Source organism: Sphingobium sp. 3R8 (assembly GCF_020166615.1).
GTDB lineage: Bacteria > Pseudomonadota > Alphaproteobacteria > Sphingomonadales > Sphingomonadaceae > Sphingobium > Sphingobium bisphenolicum.
The window spans coordinates 39522-55586 of sequence record NZ_JAIQXR010000008.1 but is presented as its reverse complement, the minus strand read 5'-3'; the positions used below and the strand labels follow the sequence as shown (position 1 = coordinate 55586).

At 66.8% G+C, this 16065-nt stretch carries 15 protein-coding genes; 5 read left to right on the top strand and 10 right to left on the bottom strand.

What is annotated here, in order from left to right; genetic code table 11:
• Window positions 1-11 precede the first annotated feature (11 nt).
• The 8 genes from scpB to K9B33_RS09585 form a co-directional block, all read right to left on the bottom strand.
• A complete protein-coding gene (scpB, locus tag K9B33_RS09620) occupies window positions 12-605 on the bottom strand; it encodes an SMC-Scp complex subunit ScpB (RefSeq protein ID WP_224548376.1) in 594 nt (197 codons plus the stop codon).
• A complete protein-coding gene (locus tag K9B33_RS09615; protein WP_224548374.1) occupies window positions 602-1378 on the bottom strand; it encodes a segregation and condensation protein A in 777 nt (258 codons plus the stop codon). The genes scpB and K9B33_RS09615 overlap by 4 nt, the downstream gene beginning before the upstream one ends.
• A 2-nt stretch (window positions 1379-1380) precedes the next feature.
• The gene (gene nagZ / locus K9B33_RS09610) at window positions 1381-2394 is read right to left on the bottom strand and encodes a beta-N-acetylhexosaminidase (protein ID WP_224548373.1); all 1014 of its coding nucleotides are present in this window, start codon (window positions 2392-2394) and stop codon (window positions 1381-1383) included.
• An 88-nt stretch (window positions 2395-2482) separates the two neighbouring features.
• Window positions 2483-3544, bottom strand: coding sequence for a Rieske 2Fe-2S domain-containing protein (locus tag K9B33_RS09605; protein WP_224548371.1), 1062 nt, complete (start codon window positions 3542-3544; stop codon window positions 2483-2485).
• A 78-nt stretch (window positions 3545-3622) separates the two neighbouring features.
• Window positions 3623-4183, bottom strand: a complete 561-nt coding sequence (locus K9B33_RS09600; RefSeq protein WP_224548369.1) for a TetR family transcriptional regulator — start codon at window positions 4181-4183, stop codon at window positions 3623-3625.
• Window positions 4184-4253: 70 nt separating this feature from the next.
• The gene (locus K9B33_RS09595; protein WP_224548367.1) at window positions 4254-4976 is read right to left on the bottom strand and encodes an SPOR domain-containing protein; all 723 of its coding nucleotides are present in this window, start codon (window positions 4974-4976) and stop codon (window positions 4254-4256) included.
• A 10-nt stretch (window positions 4977-4986) separates the two neighbouring features.
• Window positions 4987-6714, bottom strand: a complete 1728-nt coding sequence (argS, locus tag K9B33_RS09590) for an arginine--tRNA ligase (protein WP_224548365.1) — start codon at window positions 6712-6714, stop codon at window positions 4987-4989.
• Between the two features lie 134 nt (window positions 6715-6848).
• The gene (locus K9B33_RS09585; protein WP_224548524.1) at window positions 6849-7457 is read right to left on the bottom strand and encodes a hypothetical protein; all 609 of its coding nucleotides are present in this window, start codon (window positions 7455-7457) and stop codon (window positions 6849-6851) included.
• A 211-nt stretch (window positions 7458-7668) separates the two neighbouring features.
• Between K9B33_RS09585 and ispH the strand changes: the two genes are divergently transcribed.
• From ispH to rnhA, 3 genes are all read left to right on the top strand, one after another.
• Window positions 7669-8628, top strand: coding sequence for a 4-hydroxy-3-methylbut-2-enyl diphosphate reductase (ispH, locus tag K9B33_RS09580; protein ID WP_224548363.1), 960 nt, complete (start codon window positions 7669-7671; stop codon window positions 8626-8628).
• 3 nt (window positions 8629-8631) lie between these two features.
• Window positions 8632-9609, top strand: a complete 978-nt coding sequence (gene thrB / locus K9B33_RS09575; protein WP_224548361.1) for a homoserine kinase — start codon at window positions 8632-8634, stop codon at window positions 9607-9609.
• A 104-nt stretch (window positions 9610-9713) separates the two neighbouring features.
• Window positions 9714-10160 (top strand): ribonuclease HI, encoded by a 447-nt coding sequence (gene rnhA / locus K9B33_RS09570; protein ID WP_224548359.1) that lies wholly within the window; start codon window positions 9714-9716, stop codon window positions 10158-10160.
• 86 nt (window positions 10161-10246) lie between these two features.
• Here the strand turns inward: rnhA and K9B33_RS09565 are convergent, their stop codons facing one another.
• The gene (locus K9B33_RS09565) at window positions 10247-11026 is read right to left on the bottom strand and encodes a nucleotidyltransferase family protein (RefSeq protein ID WP_224548358.1); all 780 of its coding nucleotides are present in this window, start codon (window positions 11024-11026) and stop codon (window positions 10247-10249) included.
• A gap of 100 nt (window positions 11027-11126) precedes the next feature.
• The gene (locus K9B33_RS09560) at window positions 11127-12611 is read right to left on the bottom strand and encodes a M23 family metallopeptidase (RefSeq protein WP_224548357.1); all 1485 of its coding nucleotides are present in this window, start codon (window positions 12609-12611) and stop codon (window positions 11127-11129) included.
• Window positions 12612-12883: 272 nt separating this feature from the next.
• On the opposite strand from K9B33_RS09560, the gene K9B33_RS09555 reads away from it, so the two are divergent.
• The gene (locus tag K9B33_RS09555) at window positions 12884-15718 is read left to right on the top strand and encodes a helicase-related protein (RefSeq protein WP_224548356.1); all 2835 of its coding nucleotides are present in this window, start codon (window positions 12884-12886) and stop codon (window positions 15716-15718) included.
• Entirely contained in the window at window positions 15711-16007 is a 297-nt protein-coding gene (locus K9B33_RS09550; protein WP_224548355.1) for an RNA-binding S4 domain-containing protein, read from the top strand. The genes K9B33_RS09555 and K9B33_RS09550 overlap by 8 nt, the downstream gene beginning before the upstream one ends.
• The last annotated feature ends 58 nt before the right edge of the window (window positions 16008-16065 follow it).

Genomic DNA, 16065 nt, shown 5'->3' with positions numbered 1-16065 from the left:
AGAAGGCCTATCTAGGCGTCTTCCTCGTCATTTTCCACAACGGATTGGCCGCCCAGACCCTCCAGCGCCAAATCGACCGGGTCGAGCAGGCCGGCGGCGCGCAGATCGTCCATGCCCGGAAGGTCGCGCCGGCTGCTAAGCCCGAAATGTGACAGAAAATCTACGGTCGTCGCATAGATGAGCGGCCGCCCCGGCACTTCGCGCCGTCCGGCGGGGCGCACCCAGCCCGCTTCCATCAGCACGTCGAGCGTGCCCTTGGCTACCTGCACCCCGCGGATCGCCTCGATTTCCGCGCGGCTCACCGGCTCGTGATAGGCGATGATCGCCAGCGTCTCCATCGCCGCGCGCGACAATTTGCGCGGCTCGTCCTTTTCGCGACGCAGGATATGGGCCAGGTCGCTCGCGGTCTGGAAATGCCATCGGCCGCCCCGCTCGACCAGATTGACGCCCCGTCCGGCATAATGGTCGGCCAGCGCGCCAAGCGCGGCGTCGAGGTCGCCGCCCTCCCCCACATGCAGCTTGATCTCGGCCGGCGTCAGCGGCGTTTCCGCCACGAACAGCGCGGCCTCCACCGCGCGCAGGAAGTCGTCTGGCTCCGCGGTCATGCCAAAGCATCCTGATTCGGCGCGGCGGCGCGCAAATAGAGCGGCGCGAAAATGCCGTCCTGCTGCATCTCCAGTCGCCCCTGCCGCGCCAGTTCCAGCGCCGCGACGAAACTGCTGGCAAGCGCCGACTTCGCCTTGGGCGCGTCCAGATCGGGCGGCAGGAAGGATTCGAGCCGGGTCCAGTCGAGCGCCGAGCCCACCAGCGCGCCCACTCGCTGGATCGCCTCGTCCAATGTCATCACCGGCCGCACCGCGATGGTGTGGACCGCCGGTTGGGTGCGGGCGCGAATCTGGCCATAGGACTGGATCAGGTCGTAGAGGCTGGCCCGCCACAGCGCCTTCTTGACCAGCCGCAGCCCTTCGGGCTTGCGCCGGGCGAAGACATCGCGGCCGACCCGGTCGCGCGCCATCAGCCGGGCGGACGCATCGCGCATGGCGTGGAGCCGCTGGAGCCGCAGTTGCAGCCGCAGCGCCAGGTCTTCGGGGCTGGGATCGGCCTGTTCCTGCCGCGGCAGCAGCAGCGAGGATTTGAGATAGGCGAGCCAGGCCGCCATCACCAGATAATCCGCCGCCAGTTCCAGCCGCAATTCCCGCGCGCCGTCGATGAAATCGAGATATTGTTCGGTCAGCGCGAGGATGGAAATCTCGCGCAGATCGACCTTCTGCGTCCGCGCCAGGCTGAGCAGCAGGTCGAGCGGCCCTTCCCAGGCGTCGAAGCTGACGGTCAGCGTTTCCGGGCTGGGGATGGCAGGCGCGATGAAGAGATCGTCCACTGTCAGGCCGCCACAAGTCCCAGCAGTGAATCCCGCGTCGCCAGCAAATCCTCGATCGGTGGCTGGTCCGCCCCCCGCGCGACCGACGCCATCGCCCGGTCGAGCCGCGCGCGCGCCTTGTCCGTAATCTCCGGCAACAGCGCCGCGATCCCGACCATATCATCCATCCGGCCCCAGCAGTTGAGCGCCAGATCGCATCCCGCCGCGACCACGCCAGCGGCAAGGTCGGGTATGCTGCCCTTCAGCGCCTTCATGTCCAGATCGTCGGACATGAGCAGCCCGTTGAAGCCGATCCGCTGCCGGATGATCTCGCCGATAATCGTCGGCGACAGGCTGGCGGGGCGCTGCGCATCCCATTCGGTATAGACGACATGGGCGGTCATCCCGATCGGCGCCTGGTTGAGCGTGCGGAACGGCGCCAGGTCGGTTTCCAGCGCGTTGAGATTGGCGGTCACCACCGGCAGGTCGAGATGGCTGTCGACCATCGCCCGGCCATGGCCCGGCATATGCTTGACGATGCCGACCACGCCGCCTTCAGCCAGCCCCTCCAGCGTGGCGCGGCCCAGCGCCGCGACGCGCATCGGGTCGGCACCCAGCGTGCGGTCGCCCATGATGTCGCTCGCGCCCTCCTGCCGCACGTCCAACAGCGGCAGCGCATCGACGGTGATGCCCGCTTCCGCCAGAGTCAGCGCGATGGCGCGGGCATTGGCGCGCGCCGCCGCGATCGCACTGGACGGGGCAAGATCGTAGAGCCGGTCGAACTGCGCGCCCGCCGGGAAGCTCGGCCAGACCGGCGCCTGCATCCGCGCCACCCGGCCACCTTCCTGATCGATCATGATCAGCAGGTTGTCGCGCCCATGCAGGCCGCGCAGCTCTTCGGTCAGCGCGCGCAACTGCGCCCGATCGGCGATATTGCGCTTGAACAGGATGTAACCGGCGGGCTGCGCCTCCGCAAAGAAGGCGCGCTCGTCGCCGGTCAGGGTTTCGCCGGACAGACCGAAGATGACGGGTTTCATGGGCGGCAGACTAGCGCCCCTAACGCGCGCTGTCGAAGCAGAATCGCCATGGCCGCCATAATCGACGGCAGCCGTGGCGTGGCCTTTGTCAGGCCGGTAGCGGCTCGGCAGCCACGGCGCGTTCGGCGTCCATCATCGCCTGTAGCATCCGCCGACCCTCCACTGCGTTGCGATCGGTCTTGATCAGCAGCTCGTCGGGATTTTCGCCGATCACCGCCAGCATCTTCTCAATCTCCTCGGTGGCGAACTTGTCCTCCTCCAGCACCGGGCGCAGATAGTCGAACATGAAATCCATCCCCGCCTCATCCTCGGAGGCCATGGCGAAGAAATAGATGCAACTTCCGTGCGTCGCAGGCGTCACAGCATGAAAGACCCGGCTGGTTACGATAGTTTCGCCCGGATGCTCGGCATGATCCTGGGGATAGGCCATATCGCCGATGCCGGCATGGAAGCCGGGCAGGTAGAAGTCCATTCCCGTCACCCGGTCGATCTTGCCGGCATAGCGCCCCGCGGCCGCCATCACCGCCGGCGCATCCGCATTACGCATCGTGCGGCGGCAACTCAGGAAACCCGGTCTCTTGGTCAGCACTTCGGGGGCCGACGCATTTTCGGCCGTGCCGATGCTGCTGGCATGGAGATAAGCCAGGTGCGATAGGTCCAGCAGATTGTCGTTGAGCAATTGATAGCGCCCCAGCACCTCCTGCACATAGAAAGGCCGCGCGACCATGCCGGGCGCGGTGACGCCGATCTCGTCCAGATCGGGCAGCAGCGATATATCCGCCTTGTCCGCATCCCCCATCCAGATCCACGCCCACAGCCCATGTTCGACCAGGGGATAGCTGGGTATGCGATAGGCGCGCGGCACGACATTCTGGCTGGGGATATCGACGCACTGGCCATCGGCCCCGAAGGCGATGCCATGATAGCCGCAGACGATCGTGTCGCCGGTCAGGCAGCTTTTGCCGAGCGGAAAATGCCGGTGCGGGCATCGCCCGCCTACCGCGACCGCTTCGCCATCTTCCTTGCGATAGAGGACGACCGGCTGGTTGAGAATCGTGCGCGCGATCAGGTCGCGCCCCAATTCGTTGCGGAAGGCCGCGACATACCAGCCGTTGCGAACCGCGAAGCTGCCTTCCCGAAATGGATACATATGCGCCTCTCCCTGTATCACGGGCCGCGCGATTTTGGCGCTGGCCCCGATCAAACTAACGATGTTAGACTAACACTGTTAGTTTTCAGGGTCAATGGTGTGATCGAACCCGCGCAGCAAGGCGTCCAGCCCCTGCGCAAAGGCCGTATCGATCGACATATGGGCTTGTAAATAGGCCGCATTCGGGCCTTGGGCAAAGCTGGTCCAGCCGGTGACGAACGCCTGAACCGACGCCTGCATCGACAAAGCCTGTGGCGCGCTCAAACCCAGTGCGGTCAAGGGCGCGAGGACGGCGTGCTCCATCCGCACCAGAACCGCCTCGTCCTGCGCCGTCATCAGGATCAACCGTCCGGCGTCGCGCGTGTGCTTCTGCGCCTGCCACAGCGCCTCGCCAAAAGCGCGCAGCCAGTCGCGCCAATGCGCGCCCGCCGGAATACGCGCCAGGCAATCAACGAACACGCTTTCCGCCAGCAACGCCAGCAACGCATTCTTGTCCGCGACGTGCCAATAGAGCGAGGGCGCTTTCACATCCAGCCGGGCAGCCAATTTGCGCAGGCTGAGCTGGTCCAGCCCCTGCTCATTGAGAAGGTCCAGCGCGGCGGCGGCGATGCTATCACGGGTCAGTTTCTTGTCGGCCATGACGGCTTGTCGATCAGGCCGGTGCTATTGTCCACCCGATCGCCATCCCGCCTACCCCGCCGACACGCCGTTAATTGACCACCATGCAGCTTTCGCCGGCGACCTTGAGCTTGCCACAGATCATGCTCGCCTGGCCACCGGCGCTCGCGCGCAAGCGATAGACGGTGCCGCCGCCGACCTGGGCCGGCTCCACCGTCATGGCGAGCGGGGCGAGATAGGCGAAGCGCTTGGACAGCTTGGTCCAGGCATCCTTGGCGCCTGACGCGCTGCCATAGGCGCCGAGCTGGATCATCGCGCCACCGGCAGCCGCCTTGGGCGCTTGCGCCGGGCGGACGCCGGTTTCGTCGGTCACGCGCGCGGTCACGCTGGCGGCCGGCTTGTTCGGAGCGGCTGGCGCAGGACCGGCGGGCGCAGGCGCTGTCTTGGCGATCGGCGCTTCGGGCACCCGGCTCGGGTCGATGCGGCCATCGCGCTGCACACCTTCGCTGGCGGCGAAGCTGGCATCGCCTTCGCCATCGAACTTCTTGGCGTCGGCCTCGTTGGCGGCGATCTTGTAATCCTGCGTCGGCGCGGCGATCAACCGCCCCTCGCCAGCGCCACCGCCGCCATTGCGGTTCTGCATCCACCAGACGCCCGCCACCACCGCGCCGATCAGCGCAAGGCCAAGCAGGATCAGGCCCAGCAGCCGCAGCGGCGAGATCGGTTCGTCACCGTCGTCGTCGATAGCCGGCTCCAGCCAGGGCAGACGATCCTCATCGTCCAGATCCAGTCGCCCACGCGCATAATCGCTCATTTCCCGCGCCTCACTGCATTTCCGTCAGGGCCGCAACGCCCATGAGCGCCAAGCCGTTGCGGATAATCTGCCCTATTCCTTGGGCGAGGAAAAGCCGCGTGGCGGTCAGCGCCGGATCGTCGGCCACTATGACGCGCGCGCGCGGATCGTCGTTGCCCATATTCCACCAGCCATGGAAGGCGGAGGCCAAGTCATTGAGATAGAAGGCAACGCGATGCGGTTCGCGGGCCAGCGCCGACCCTTCCACCACCCGCGGGAACTGCGCCGCCAGCTTGACGATCGCCAATTCCGCCGTCCCAAGAAGGGACAGGTCGGGCGCCGGCAGGACGATCCCGGCCTCTTCCGCCCGCCGGCCGAGCGAGGAAATCCGCGCATGGGCGTACTGGACATAGAAGACCGGATTGTCCTTCGACGCCTCCACCACCTTGGCGAAGTCGAAATCCATCTGCGCATCGGCCTTGCGCGTCAGCATGGTGAAGCGGACCACATCCTTGCCCACTTCCTGCACGACATCGGCCAGCGTCACGAAATTGCCAGCCCGCTTGGACATCTTCACCGGCTCGCCGTCGCGCAGCAGGCGGACCATCTGAATGAGCTTGACGTCGAAGCGCGCCTTGCCCTCGGTCAGCGCGGCGACGGCGGCCTGGATGCGCTTGACCGTACCCGCATGGTCCGCGCCCCAGATGTCGATCAACTGGTCGGCGGACTGCGCCTTCTGGTAATGATAGGCCATGTCGGCGCCGAAATAGGTCCATGACCCGTTCGACTTCTTGATCGGCCGATCCTGATCGTCGCCGAACTTCGTCGAGCGGAACAGCGGCAGTTCCACCGGCTCCCAGTCGTCGGGCAGTTCGCCCTTGGGCGCTTCCAGCACGCCGTCATAGACCAGGTCATGCGCGCGCAGCCAGGCTTCGGCCTCGTCCGGCTTCCCCGCCGCCTGCAACTCGGCTTCGGACGAGAAGATGTCGTGATGGATGCCCAGCAGCGCCAGATCGTCGCGGATCATGTCCATCATCTTCGCCACCGCGAAGGTACGGAAGGTCACGAGCCAGTCGGCTTCAGGGGCGCCGACGAACCGGTCGCCATATTCGGCGGCCAGCGCCTGTCCCACCGGCACCAGATAATCGCCGGGATACAGGCCTTCGGGGATCGCGCCGACATCTTCGCCCAGCGCTTGCGCGTAGCGCAGATGCGCCGACCGGGCGAGCACGTCCACCTGCCCGCCCGCATCGTTGATATAATATTCGCGCGTCACCTTATGCCCGGCATATTCCAGCAGCGTGGCGAGCGCATCGCCCACCACCGCGCCGCGGCAATGACCCATATGCATCGGCCCGGTCGGATTGGCCGACACATATTCGACATTGACGGTCACGCCCTGCCCGATATCGGACCGGCCATAATCGGCGGCATCGGCATGGATCGCGGCCAGCTCCGCGCGCCAGGTCGGATCGGTGAGCGTCAGGTTGATGAAGCCGGGACCGGCGATCGCCGCGCTCTCAACCTCGTCCAGCGCCTGCAACTTCGTCACGATCGCATCGGCCAGCGCGCGCGGATTGGTGCCCGCAGGCTTGGCCAGCACCATCGCGGCGTTGGTGGCCAGGTCGCCATGGCTGGGGTCGCGCGGCGGCTCGACCGTCACCGGCTTGCGGTTGAGGCCGGCGGGCAGCACGCCCTCGGCCTCCAGCGCGTCCAGCACAGCGTCGAGATGGGCGATGAAACGGGTGTAAAGGGACACGGGCATTTCCTTCAACGTCCGTTCGCCCCGAGCGAAGTCGAAGGGCCTGGCAAAGCCGAAGGCGAAGCCACTTCGCTCCGCTCAGTGCCGGGCTTCGACTTCATCTCAGCCCGAACGGAGATAATTTAGCGGGCTTAACGGGTCGCGTTATATCGGAGCTGATCCTGGGTCAGGTTGAAACCCACGAGCAGCTCGAAGCTGGTTCGCTGCAGCGCCGCCTTGACGTCGGGCTGGGCGAAGGGATCGATCGCGGCGTCGGCGTCGCCGGCCTTGCGCTTCTGCGTGATCTTGGTCTGGATCTCGGCGGGCAGCGTGGCCGCCGCCTTGTTCACATAGGAACCGGCCTTGGCCTGCGCGCTGGCGCGATAATCGCCCGCCGCAAAGTTCAGCGTCACCTGGCCCACGCGCTTGGCGACGACATTGGTGCCGGCCTGCACCACGGCGGAGAAATAGGGCAAGGTCACCTGCCGCGCCGCGCTGGCGTCGCTACGCCGCGCATTCACGGTGAAGGTCGCTTCGGTATAGAATTGATCGCTCTCCGCGCAGGTCGAGCGCAGATTGGTGATTTCCGCCACCACGTCGATCGCCGCCGCGTCGGTGCGGCCTGGAGCGCTAAAGAGCGTGATGTCGCCAGTCTGCGCCGGGATCGCCGCTGTCGGGCAGGCCGAACGCACCGCGACGATGCCGCCGGTCGCGTCGATCTCGCCCCGGCGCGAACAGCCGGCCAGAGCGAGGGCCAGCATGGCAGTCACGGCGATATGAGACACTTTCACAGGCAGATATTCCTTCGCACGGGCCGACGGGCCAGAAGCTCCGCGCTTTCCTTATCCATCCGCCGCCCGCCACGCAACCGCCCATCCCTTCAACACATAAAGACGCGGCTTTCCGATCCGCGCCTTCCATCTGGCTGGTTCGCTCTTTCTTCCGGCCGCACATTCGCCTAAGCGGCAGGGCATGACGCACGCGCCCTCCGCCCGCCCGCCGATGAAGCTCCTGATCGCCGCGCCGCGCGGCTTTTGCGCCGGGGTCGATCGCGCGATCATCATCGTCGAAAGGGCGATCGAGGCCTATGGCGCGCCGGTCTATGTCCGCCACGAAATCGTCCACAACAAGTTCGTCGTCGACGGGCTGAAGGCGAAGGGCGCGATCTTCGTCGAAAGCCTTGACCAGGTGCCCGACGGCGTGCCGGTCGTCTTTTCCGCCCATGGCGTGCCCAAGGCGGTCCCGGCCAAGGCCGAAGCGCGTGGCCTGTCCTATCTCGACGCTACCTGCCCGCTGGTCAGCAAGGTCCATCGCCAGGCCGAAAGGCAGGTCGCGGCGGGCCGCCACATATTGTTCATCGGGCATAAGGGGCACCCGGAGGTGATCGGCACCTTCGGCCAGGTGCCCGACGGCACGATGACCCTGATCGAAACGGTCGAGGACGCCGAAGCCTTCACGCCCGCCGACCCCGACAATCTCGCCTTCCTGACCCAGACGACGCTGTCGGTGGACGATACCGCCGCAATCGTCGCCACGCTGGAACGCCGCTTCCCCACCATCGCCGCACCCAAGGGCGAGGATATCTGCTACGCGACGTCCAATCGCCAGACCGCGGTGAAGGCGATCGCCGCCCGCTGCCAGGCGCTCTACGTCATCGGCGCGCCCAACAGCTCCAACTCTCTTCGGCTGGTGGAAGTGGCGGAACGCGAAGGCACCCCCGCCCGTCTGATCCAGCGCGCCAGCGAGATCGACTTCGCCTGGCTGGACGGCGTGACCACGCTGGGCCTGACCGCGGGCGCCTCCGCGCCGGAGATATTGGTGCGCGAAGTGGTCGACCGGCTGGCGGAACGCTTCACCGTCGAGGAAGAGCAGGTGGAAACCGCGCGCGAGACGATCGCCTTCAAGCTGCCCCGCGGACTGGAGGCCGCCTGAACCATGGCCGTCTACACCCATGTTCCCGCCGAAGAGATCGACGCCTTCCTCACCCGCTACGACGCCGGCCGGCTGGTATCGGCCAAGGGCATCGCCGAAGGGGTGGAGAACAGCAATTACTTGCTGGAAACCACCGGGGCGGACGGAAGCGGCCATCGCTACATCCTGACGCTCTACGAAAAGCGGGTGGATGAGGCGGACCTGCCCTTCTTCATGGACCTGCTCGATCATCTGGGCGCGCGCGGTTGCCTCGTGCCCCGCTTCATCGCCGATCGCGAAGGCCGCCGACTCCAGCAGCTTTCCGGCCGCCCCGCCTGCCTGATCGAATTTCTGACCGGGATCAGCGTCACCGAACCCACCCCCGGACAGGCGCGCGCCGCCGGCGTGGCGCTGGGCGAATTGCACAAGGCGGCGCAGGGATTTGCGGGCGAACGACGCAACGCCCTCGACATCGCCGGCTGGCACGCGCTGGCGGCGAAATGCGGGGGGGATTTCGACCGGATCCAGCCCGGCCTTGCCGCGCGCGTGGGCGAGGAACTGGCATTTCTCGACGCCCATTGGCCCGCCGACCTGCCCCGGTCGGTGATCCATGCCGACCTTTTCCCCGACAATGTGCTGATGCTGGGCGAAGAGGTGACCGGCCTCATCGACTTTTATTTCAGTTGCACCGATATCCGCGCCTACGACCTGGCCGTCACCCACAGCGCCTGGTGCTTCAGCAATGACGGCGCGACCTGGTATGGCGCGCGCGGCGCGGCGATCGGTGCGGGTTATGCGGAGGCCCATGGGCTGAGCGAAGCCGAACGCGCCGCCTTCCCGATCCTGTGCCGCGGCGCGGCTTTGCGCTTCCTGCTGACCCGCGCCTATGACTGGATCAACACCCCGGCCGACGCGCTGGTGACGCGCAAGGATCCGCTCGCCTATCTGCGCCGGCTGGATTTCTACGCCAGCGCCGACCCGTCGGCGCTGCTGGGTCAATAATTGCAAGCCGTTCGGGCTGAGCCTGTCGAAGCCCTATTCTTCTCAGAAGAAAGGAAAGCGCTTCGATAAGCTCAGGGCCAGCGGAAATATAGGTTTTCGTTTCCATGACCGACCTCCCCACCGTAGACATTTTCACCGACGGCGCCTGCAAGGGCAATCCCGGTCCGGGCGGCTGGGGCGCGGTGCTGCGCTTTGGCGATACCGAAAAGGAGATTTCCGGCGGCGAGGCGCAGACGACCAACAACCGCATGGAGATGATGGCGGCGGTCGAGGCCCTCAACCTGCTCAAGAAACCGTGCAAGGTCACGCTCTACACCGACAGCAAATATGTGCTGGACGGCATCACCAAATGGATTTTCGGCTGGCAGAAGCGCGGCTGGCGCACCGCCGACAACAAGCCGGTCAAGAATGTCGAAATCTGGCAATTGCTGGTGAAGGCGATCGCCCCCCATCAGGTGACCTGGCAATGGGTCAAGGGCCATGCCGGCCACCCGGAAAATGAGCGCGCCGATGCGCTCGCCTGCGCCGCGGCGGAGAGCTTTCGACGGTGATAGGCCTACCGTTCGTATCGAGCGCAGTCGAGAAATAGAAAAGCGCCATGTGTTCCCGAGAAGGCGGGAACACATGGCCTTTTCACTTACCCCCGCAGAATCGCCTCGATCAGCGTCACGTCCGCCGGCTTGTCGGCATCGATGCACGCTTCCGGGCTGTCCATTGCCACCAGCCGCGCGGTCAGGCCGAATTTACGTCCGATCCGCGCCATGCCGCCGCGCAGCGTCAACACCCGCAACAGGGCGCCCAGCAGGGCGAAAGGCCCGAACGCGGCCAATATCTTCCACCCCTTTTTGCGGTCCTGTTCCACCTCCTGCCACAGCGCGATCACCGGGCGGGCCTTCTTGCTGCCGAACCAGAAAATGTTCGCGCCCGACCACCAGCCATCGCGGAATTTGAGCCAGGTCCGCCGCGAATCGGGATAGCGCGCCAGCAATGTCGCCCGTTCCACCATGGCGACGGCGATGTCCGCACCGCCGGCTTCCGCCACGAACTGGTCGAGCATCGTCCGGTCGAGCAGCACATGGTCCGCCGTGGTCAGCAGGATCGGAAACGGCAGGTCGCCCCGCTCCAGCAACGCCAGCAGCGACGAGGCGATCCCCTGCCCGCCCGTCTCGAACCGCACGCGCGGATGGTCGGCCAGCCAGGCGGTAGCCGGATCGGCGGCAAAGACGTCGGGCCGCTGCGTCAGCACGATCACCTGCCCGATCGCCGGATGGTCGAGCAGCGCGCGGGCGGGGCGGTTGATCATCGGTTCGCCCCCGACCGGAACCAGCGGCTTGACCGGCACCCCGGCGGCGGTGGCCAGCGGATCGGCGATGGGGCGTGCGCCCGCGAGCAGGATGGCGGTGATGGAACCAGTCATCGCCGCGCCCTAGAACATTCTCAAGTCGGCTGGAACAGACGACGACTCGCAGAATGCGGAAAAACAGGAAAAGCGGAGCGGGCGGCGTGCGAAAAGCCGCTTATTTGCCCGCCGCCGCCGGATTCGCCGCGGCCTTTTGCGCGAACGCCTCGTGGATTCCCACGCGCAGCCCCTGATATTGCGCCAGCCGCGCCCGGAACGCCGCCAGCTCCGCCCCCGCCAGTTGCGCGGTGGTGGTGAACTTCACCGACAGCGGATTGACCGTCGCGCCGTTGCGATACAGTTCATAATGGAGATGCGGCCCGGTCGACAGGCCGGTGGAGCCGACATAGCCGATCACCTGGCCGCGTCGCACCCGCTGGCCCGGCGCCGCGGCGATGCGGCTCATATGCGCATAGCCGGTGGCGAGGCCGCCGCCATGCTGGATGCGGACATAATTGCCATGGCCGCCATGCCGCCCGGCAAAGGCGACCACGCCGTCGGTGACGGCATAGATGGGGGAGCCATAGCGGGCCGCGAAGTCGATGCCCGCGTGCATCCGCGTATAGCCCAGGATCGGATGGCGGCGCTGGCCATAGCCCGACGACATGCGCCCGGCGACCGGGGCGGACAGCACGCCGCGCCGCTCGCCCACGCCCGACGCCTCGAACCATTCGGTGCGGCCGTCCCTGGTCCATTTGAGCATATCGACCGACTTGCCCCGCGCGCGCTTCAGCCCGGCATAGAGCAGGTCGCCCACCTCGACGTCCCCGGTTTCCGCGCGGCGATATTCCGTTACGATATCGTAACGGTCGCCCGCGCCGATGCCGCCCAGATCGACCTGCCCCGCGATCACGCGCAGGAAGGCCTGCACCGCCTTGGGCGGCGCGCCGGATGCGCGGGCGGAGCGATAGATGCTGTCGCCGACCACGCCCTGGATGCGCAGCGGCGTATTGTCGACGCGGATCGGGATGCGCTTGACCGACAGCACGCCGCCCGCCCGCGTCAGTTCCAGCGCCAGGTCGAGCCGTGCGCGAAACGCCAGCTTGTCGAGCGGCCGGGGCCGGTCGCGGCTCACGCGGCGGCCCAGGATGATGTCGAGCGCGGTGCCAGGCTTCACACCGTCGCTGATGTCGCCGCCGACCATGGCGGCGATGGTCGCCACGTCGCCGCTGCTGACCCCGGCGCGCGACAGCGCGCGGCCCAGCGTGTCGCTGCTGCCGATCTGGGCGCTCAGTTCGATCTGGGGCCGTTCGGGCGTTTCACGCAATGGCTGCACCGCATCGGTTGCGCCCATATGCCGGCCGCTGTCCGCACCCAGAGCGAGCGGCGTCATCATCTGGCTGCGCACTTCGTCATAATGCGCGTCGTCCAGGCGCGCGCCGGGCAGGCCGGGAATCGGCTGGAAACCGGGTGAGAGATAGAGGGCGGTGGCGCACAGGCCGAAACAGGTGAAAAGACCACGAAACCAGGTGAGGCTGCCCACCCGCTCGGCGAGGTCCGGGACCAGCTCGACCTCATCGGCCCAGTCGCGCAACCGTGCCCGCCAATCCTTCGGCGCCGCCATGGGCGCACGGCCCAGCGCATCGGCCATCCACAGCGACATGGATGCGCCGCCCTGCTGCGACCCGAACTGGCTTTCCTGAAACAAACCCGCGACCCCAAAGGCATTGTTATCATTGCTGCGCCGGCAACGTCCCCCGCGCCATGCGTGGGCGGGACTGTTGTGAACGCACAGGGTTAAAGTCAAATAAAGACGTTGCGATGACATCGCCCCCTGCGACGAAGCGTGTCTATCGCCGGACGGGCGCGCGCCGATCAATGGAACCGGCGAATCCCCTTGCTCCCTGCGCCGTCCTCCCCGACAGAGGGCTGACCATGGTCCAGTTCGCCCGTTCTCCCATCACCGCCGTTCTGGGCCCCACCAATACCGGCAAGACCCACCTCGCCGTCGAACGGATGTGCGGCCACAGCAGCGGCATGATGGGCTTCCCTCTCCGTCTGCTGGCGCGCGAAGTCTATGACCGGGTGGTCGCGATCAAGGGGCCGGCGCAGGTCGCGCTCATTACCGGCGAGGAAAAGATCGTCCCGCCCCAGGCCCGCTATTTCCTGTGCACGGCCGAATCGATGCCCATCGACGCAGGCCGGCAGGCAGGAGGCGCACAAACGAATACCGCAGGCCGGCAGGCCGGAGGCGCGCCTAATGATTTGAAGGATTATGCCTTCGTCGCCCTCGACGAAGCGCAACTGGGCGCCGACCCGGAACGCGGCCATATCTTCACCGACCGGCTGCTGCGCGCGCGCGGGCGGGAGGAAACGATGATCCTCGGTTCCGCCAGCATCAGTCGGGTCGTCAAATCGCTGGTCCCCGATATCGAGATTATCGGCCGCCCGCGCTTCTCCACCCTCTCCTATGCCGGGGCAAAGAAGCTCTCCCGCCTGCCCAAACGCTCCGCCATCGTCGCCTTCTCCGCCGAGGAAGTCTATGCCGTCGCCGAAATGCTGCGGCGTTTTCGCGGCGGCGCGGCGGTGGTGATGGGCGCGCTCAGCCCCCGCACCCGCAATGCGCAGGTGCAGATGTTCCTCAATGGCGACGTCGATTATCTGGTCGCGACCGACGCGATCGGCATGGGCCTCAACCTCGACGTCGCCCATGTCGCCTTCGCCTCGCTGCGCAAGTTCGACGGTCGCCGCACCCGCCGCCTGACCGTCAGCGAAATGGCGCAGATCGCCGGACGCGCGGGCCGCCATCACAAGGACGGCACCTTCGGTAGCCTGGGCGGCGAAGATAGCGACGCCGCCTTCACGCCTGAGGAGATCGAAGCGATCGAGGCGCATCGCTTCCCGCCAATCGAGCAACTCTTCTGGCGCGACGGCACGCCCCGCACCGACCGGCTCGACCTGCTGATCGCCGATCTGGAGGAACGGCCCGACCGCCCCGAACTGCGCGCCGCGCCGCAGGCGGTGGACCTGGCCGTGCTTAAGCGGCTCGCCGAAGACCCGTTGGTGATCGAGCGGGTGCGGACCAAACGCCAGGTCGAACGGCTCTGGGCCGCCAGCAGCCTGCCCGATTTCCAGAAACTGGGCGCGGACCACCATGCCCGCGCCGTCAGCCGCATCTGGCGCTTCCTGTCGGAGGGGAACGGTTACATTCCCCGCGACTGGTTCGCGCAGAATCTGGCGCGACTCGATTCGGTGCAGGGCGACATCGACACGCTGTCGGGCCGGATCGCAGCGGCGCGGACATGGTCCTATATCGCCCACCGCCCGGACTGGCTGGAATATCCCGCCGAGATGGCGGAGCGCACCCGCGCGCTGGAGGAAAAACTGTCCGATGCGTTGCACGCCGCGCTGACGCAGCGTTTCGTGGACCGGCGCACCTCGGTCCTGCTGCGCGATATCGGGCAGAATGCAAGCAACCTGCCGGTGACGGTGGACCCGGATGGGCGCGTCTGTGTCGATGGCGAGACGATCGGAAAACTTGACGGCTTCCGATTCTCGGTCGATCCCGCTACGCGACATCAGGATCGAAAGATGTTGCTGGCGGCCGCGGAACGGCGCCTTGGAAAGGTATTGCGAGTGAAGGCAGACGAACTGGTGGGCGCGGCAGATACGGATTTCGCGCTCATGGACGAAGCGGGACAGGCCCCACGCATCGCCTGGGGCGAAACGCCGGTGGCGACGCTGCTGGCGGGGCCAGCCCTGCTCGCGCCCGAAATTCGGCTGGATCGCGCGATTCTCGATCTGGATCAGGACGTCCAGAAACAGGTCGCCGCCCGCCTGGCCGCCTGGTTCGACGCGCAGAAGCAGAAGCATCTCCTGCCGCTGGTCAAGATGAACGACAGTGCGCTCGACCCCGAAGTGCCCGCCGTGGTCCGCGCCGTGTTCGCGCAACTGGGCGATGCGGGCGGCGTTATCGCGCGGATCGACCTCGATTCGGCGCTCGGCCATCTCGACAAGGACCAGCGCCACCTCCTGCGCAAGGCGGGCATCGATATCGGCGTGCTCGACATCTATCATCCCGGCTTGTTGAAGCCGGGCGCGGCGCGCTGGCGCTCCGCCCTGCTGGCCGCGCGCATCGGCAAGCCCTGCCTGCCGCTGCCCGCTGCCGGCCTGACGTTGATTCCCGCGGGCGAGAAGTTCGAACAGATGGGCGCGCGCATCGCCGGCTTCCGCGGCTTTGGCGACCAGATGCTGCGCATCGACATGGCCGAACGCATGGCGCGCACCGCGCATGAAACCATCGCCAGGAACGAAGCCTTCACCCATGTCAGCCCGCAGATCGTGTCGCTGGGCCTGTCCGAACCCTCGTTCCTGCAACTGATGCGCCTCGCCGGCTTCCGCCCGGTCGAAGCGCCAACGCCGAAACCGGCCGCAGAAACGGTCGCGCCCGTGGAAGCGAGCGAAGGCCGAGAACCGGCCGAAGGCGCAGAGCCCGCCGAGCCCGTCGAGGCCCCGACCGTCAATGCGGCGAACTGGGTGTTCAAGGGTCGGCAGAAGCCGCGCCCCGAACGGGCGCAGCAATCGCGCGGCCCGCGCCGCGCCGACAAGCAGGGCGACGGCCCATCCAGCGATGGCAAGCGCGGTGGCGGCAAGTCCGGCGCAGAGCGCCAACAGCGCGATCGTGCGGGCGCCCCGGCGCATCGCAGCAGCCCGGCCCCGGTCAACAACGCCTTTGCGGGACTCGCCGACCTGCTCGGCCGTAATGGCTGACCCGGTGACCGGCATCGGCCATGGGCCGACGCTGCGCATCGATAAATTGCTCTGGTTCGCCCGGCTGTCCAAAAGCCGTTCGGCGGCTCAGAAACTGGCCGAGGACGGCCATATCCGCCTCAACGGCCGCCGCATCGAGCGCGCCCACGCGCCGGTGCGCGCGGGCGACCTCATCACCTTCCCCCATGGCGACGCCGTGCGCGTGGTGCGCGTGATCCAGCTCCCCACCCGCCGCGGCCCCGCCCCCGAAGCGCAAGCCTGCTACGAGGAACTGACGGTCGGCGCGTGAACGCTCGCGCCATCAGGGATAGCGTCATCGCATCCTTTGAAATACGCGAAGAACGGCG

What these genes read in the sequence shown, in the direction of transcription:
- scpB (WP_224548376.1), bottom strand. Translation starts at nt 605, where the DNA reads ATGACCGCGGAGCCAGACGACTTCCTGCGCGCGGTGGAGGCCGCGCTG.
- nagZ (WP_224548373.1), bottom strand. Translation starts at nt 2,394, where the DNA reads ATGAAACCCGTCATCTTCGGTCTGTCCGGCGAAACCCTGACCGGCGAC.
- K9B33_RS09605 (WP_224548371.1), bottom strand. Translation starts at nt 3,544, where the DNA reads ATGTATCCATTTCGGGAAGGCAGCTTCGCGGTTCGCAACGGCTGGTAT.
- K9B33_RS09600 (WP_224548369.1), bottom strand. Translation starts at nt 4,183, where the DNA reads ATGGCCGACAAGAAACTGACCCGTGATAGCATCGCCGCCGCCGCGCTG.
- K9B33_RS09595 (WP_224548367.1), bottom strand. Translation starts at nt 4,976, where the DNA reads ATGAGCGATTATGCGCGTGGGCGACTGGATCTGGACGATGAGGATCGT.
- K9B33_RS09585 (WP_224548524.1), bottom strand. Translation starts at nt 7,457, where the DNA reads ATGCTGGCCCTCGCTCTGGCCGGCTGTTCGCGCCGGGGCGAGATCGAC.
- ispH (WP_224548363.1), top strand. Translation starts at nt 7,669, where the DNA reads ATGACGCACGCGCCCTCCGCCCGCCCGCCGATGAAGCTCCTGATCGCC.
- thrB (WP_224548361.1), top strand. Translation starts at nt 8,632, where the DNA reads ATGGCCGTCTACACCCATGTTCCCGCCGAAGAGATCGACGCCTTCCTC.
- rnhA (WP_224548359.1), top strand. Translation starts at nt 9,714, where the DNA reads ATGACCGACCTCCCCACCGTAGACATTTTCACCGACGGCGCCTGCAAG.
- K9B33_RS09565 (WP_224548358.1), bottom strand. Translation starts at nt 11,026, where the DNA reads ATGACTGGTTCCATCACCGCCATCCTGCTCGCGGGCGCACGCCCCATC.
- K9B33_RS09560 (WP_224548357.1), bottom strand. Translation starts at nt 12,611, where the DNA reads ATGTCGCTGTGGATGGCCGATGCGCTGGGCCGTGCGCCCATGGCGGCG.
- K9B33_RS09555 (WP_224548356.1), top strand. Translation starts at nt 12,884, where the DNA reads ATGGTCCAGTTCGCCCGTTCTCCCATCACCGCCGTTCTGGGCCCCACC.
- K9B33_RS09550 (WP_224548355.1), top strand. Translation starts at nt 15,711, where the DNA reads ATGGCTGACCCGGTGACCGGCATCGGCCATGGGCCGACGCTGCGCATC.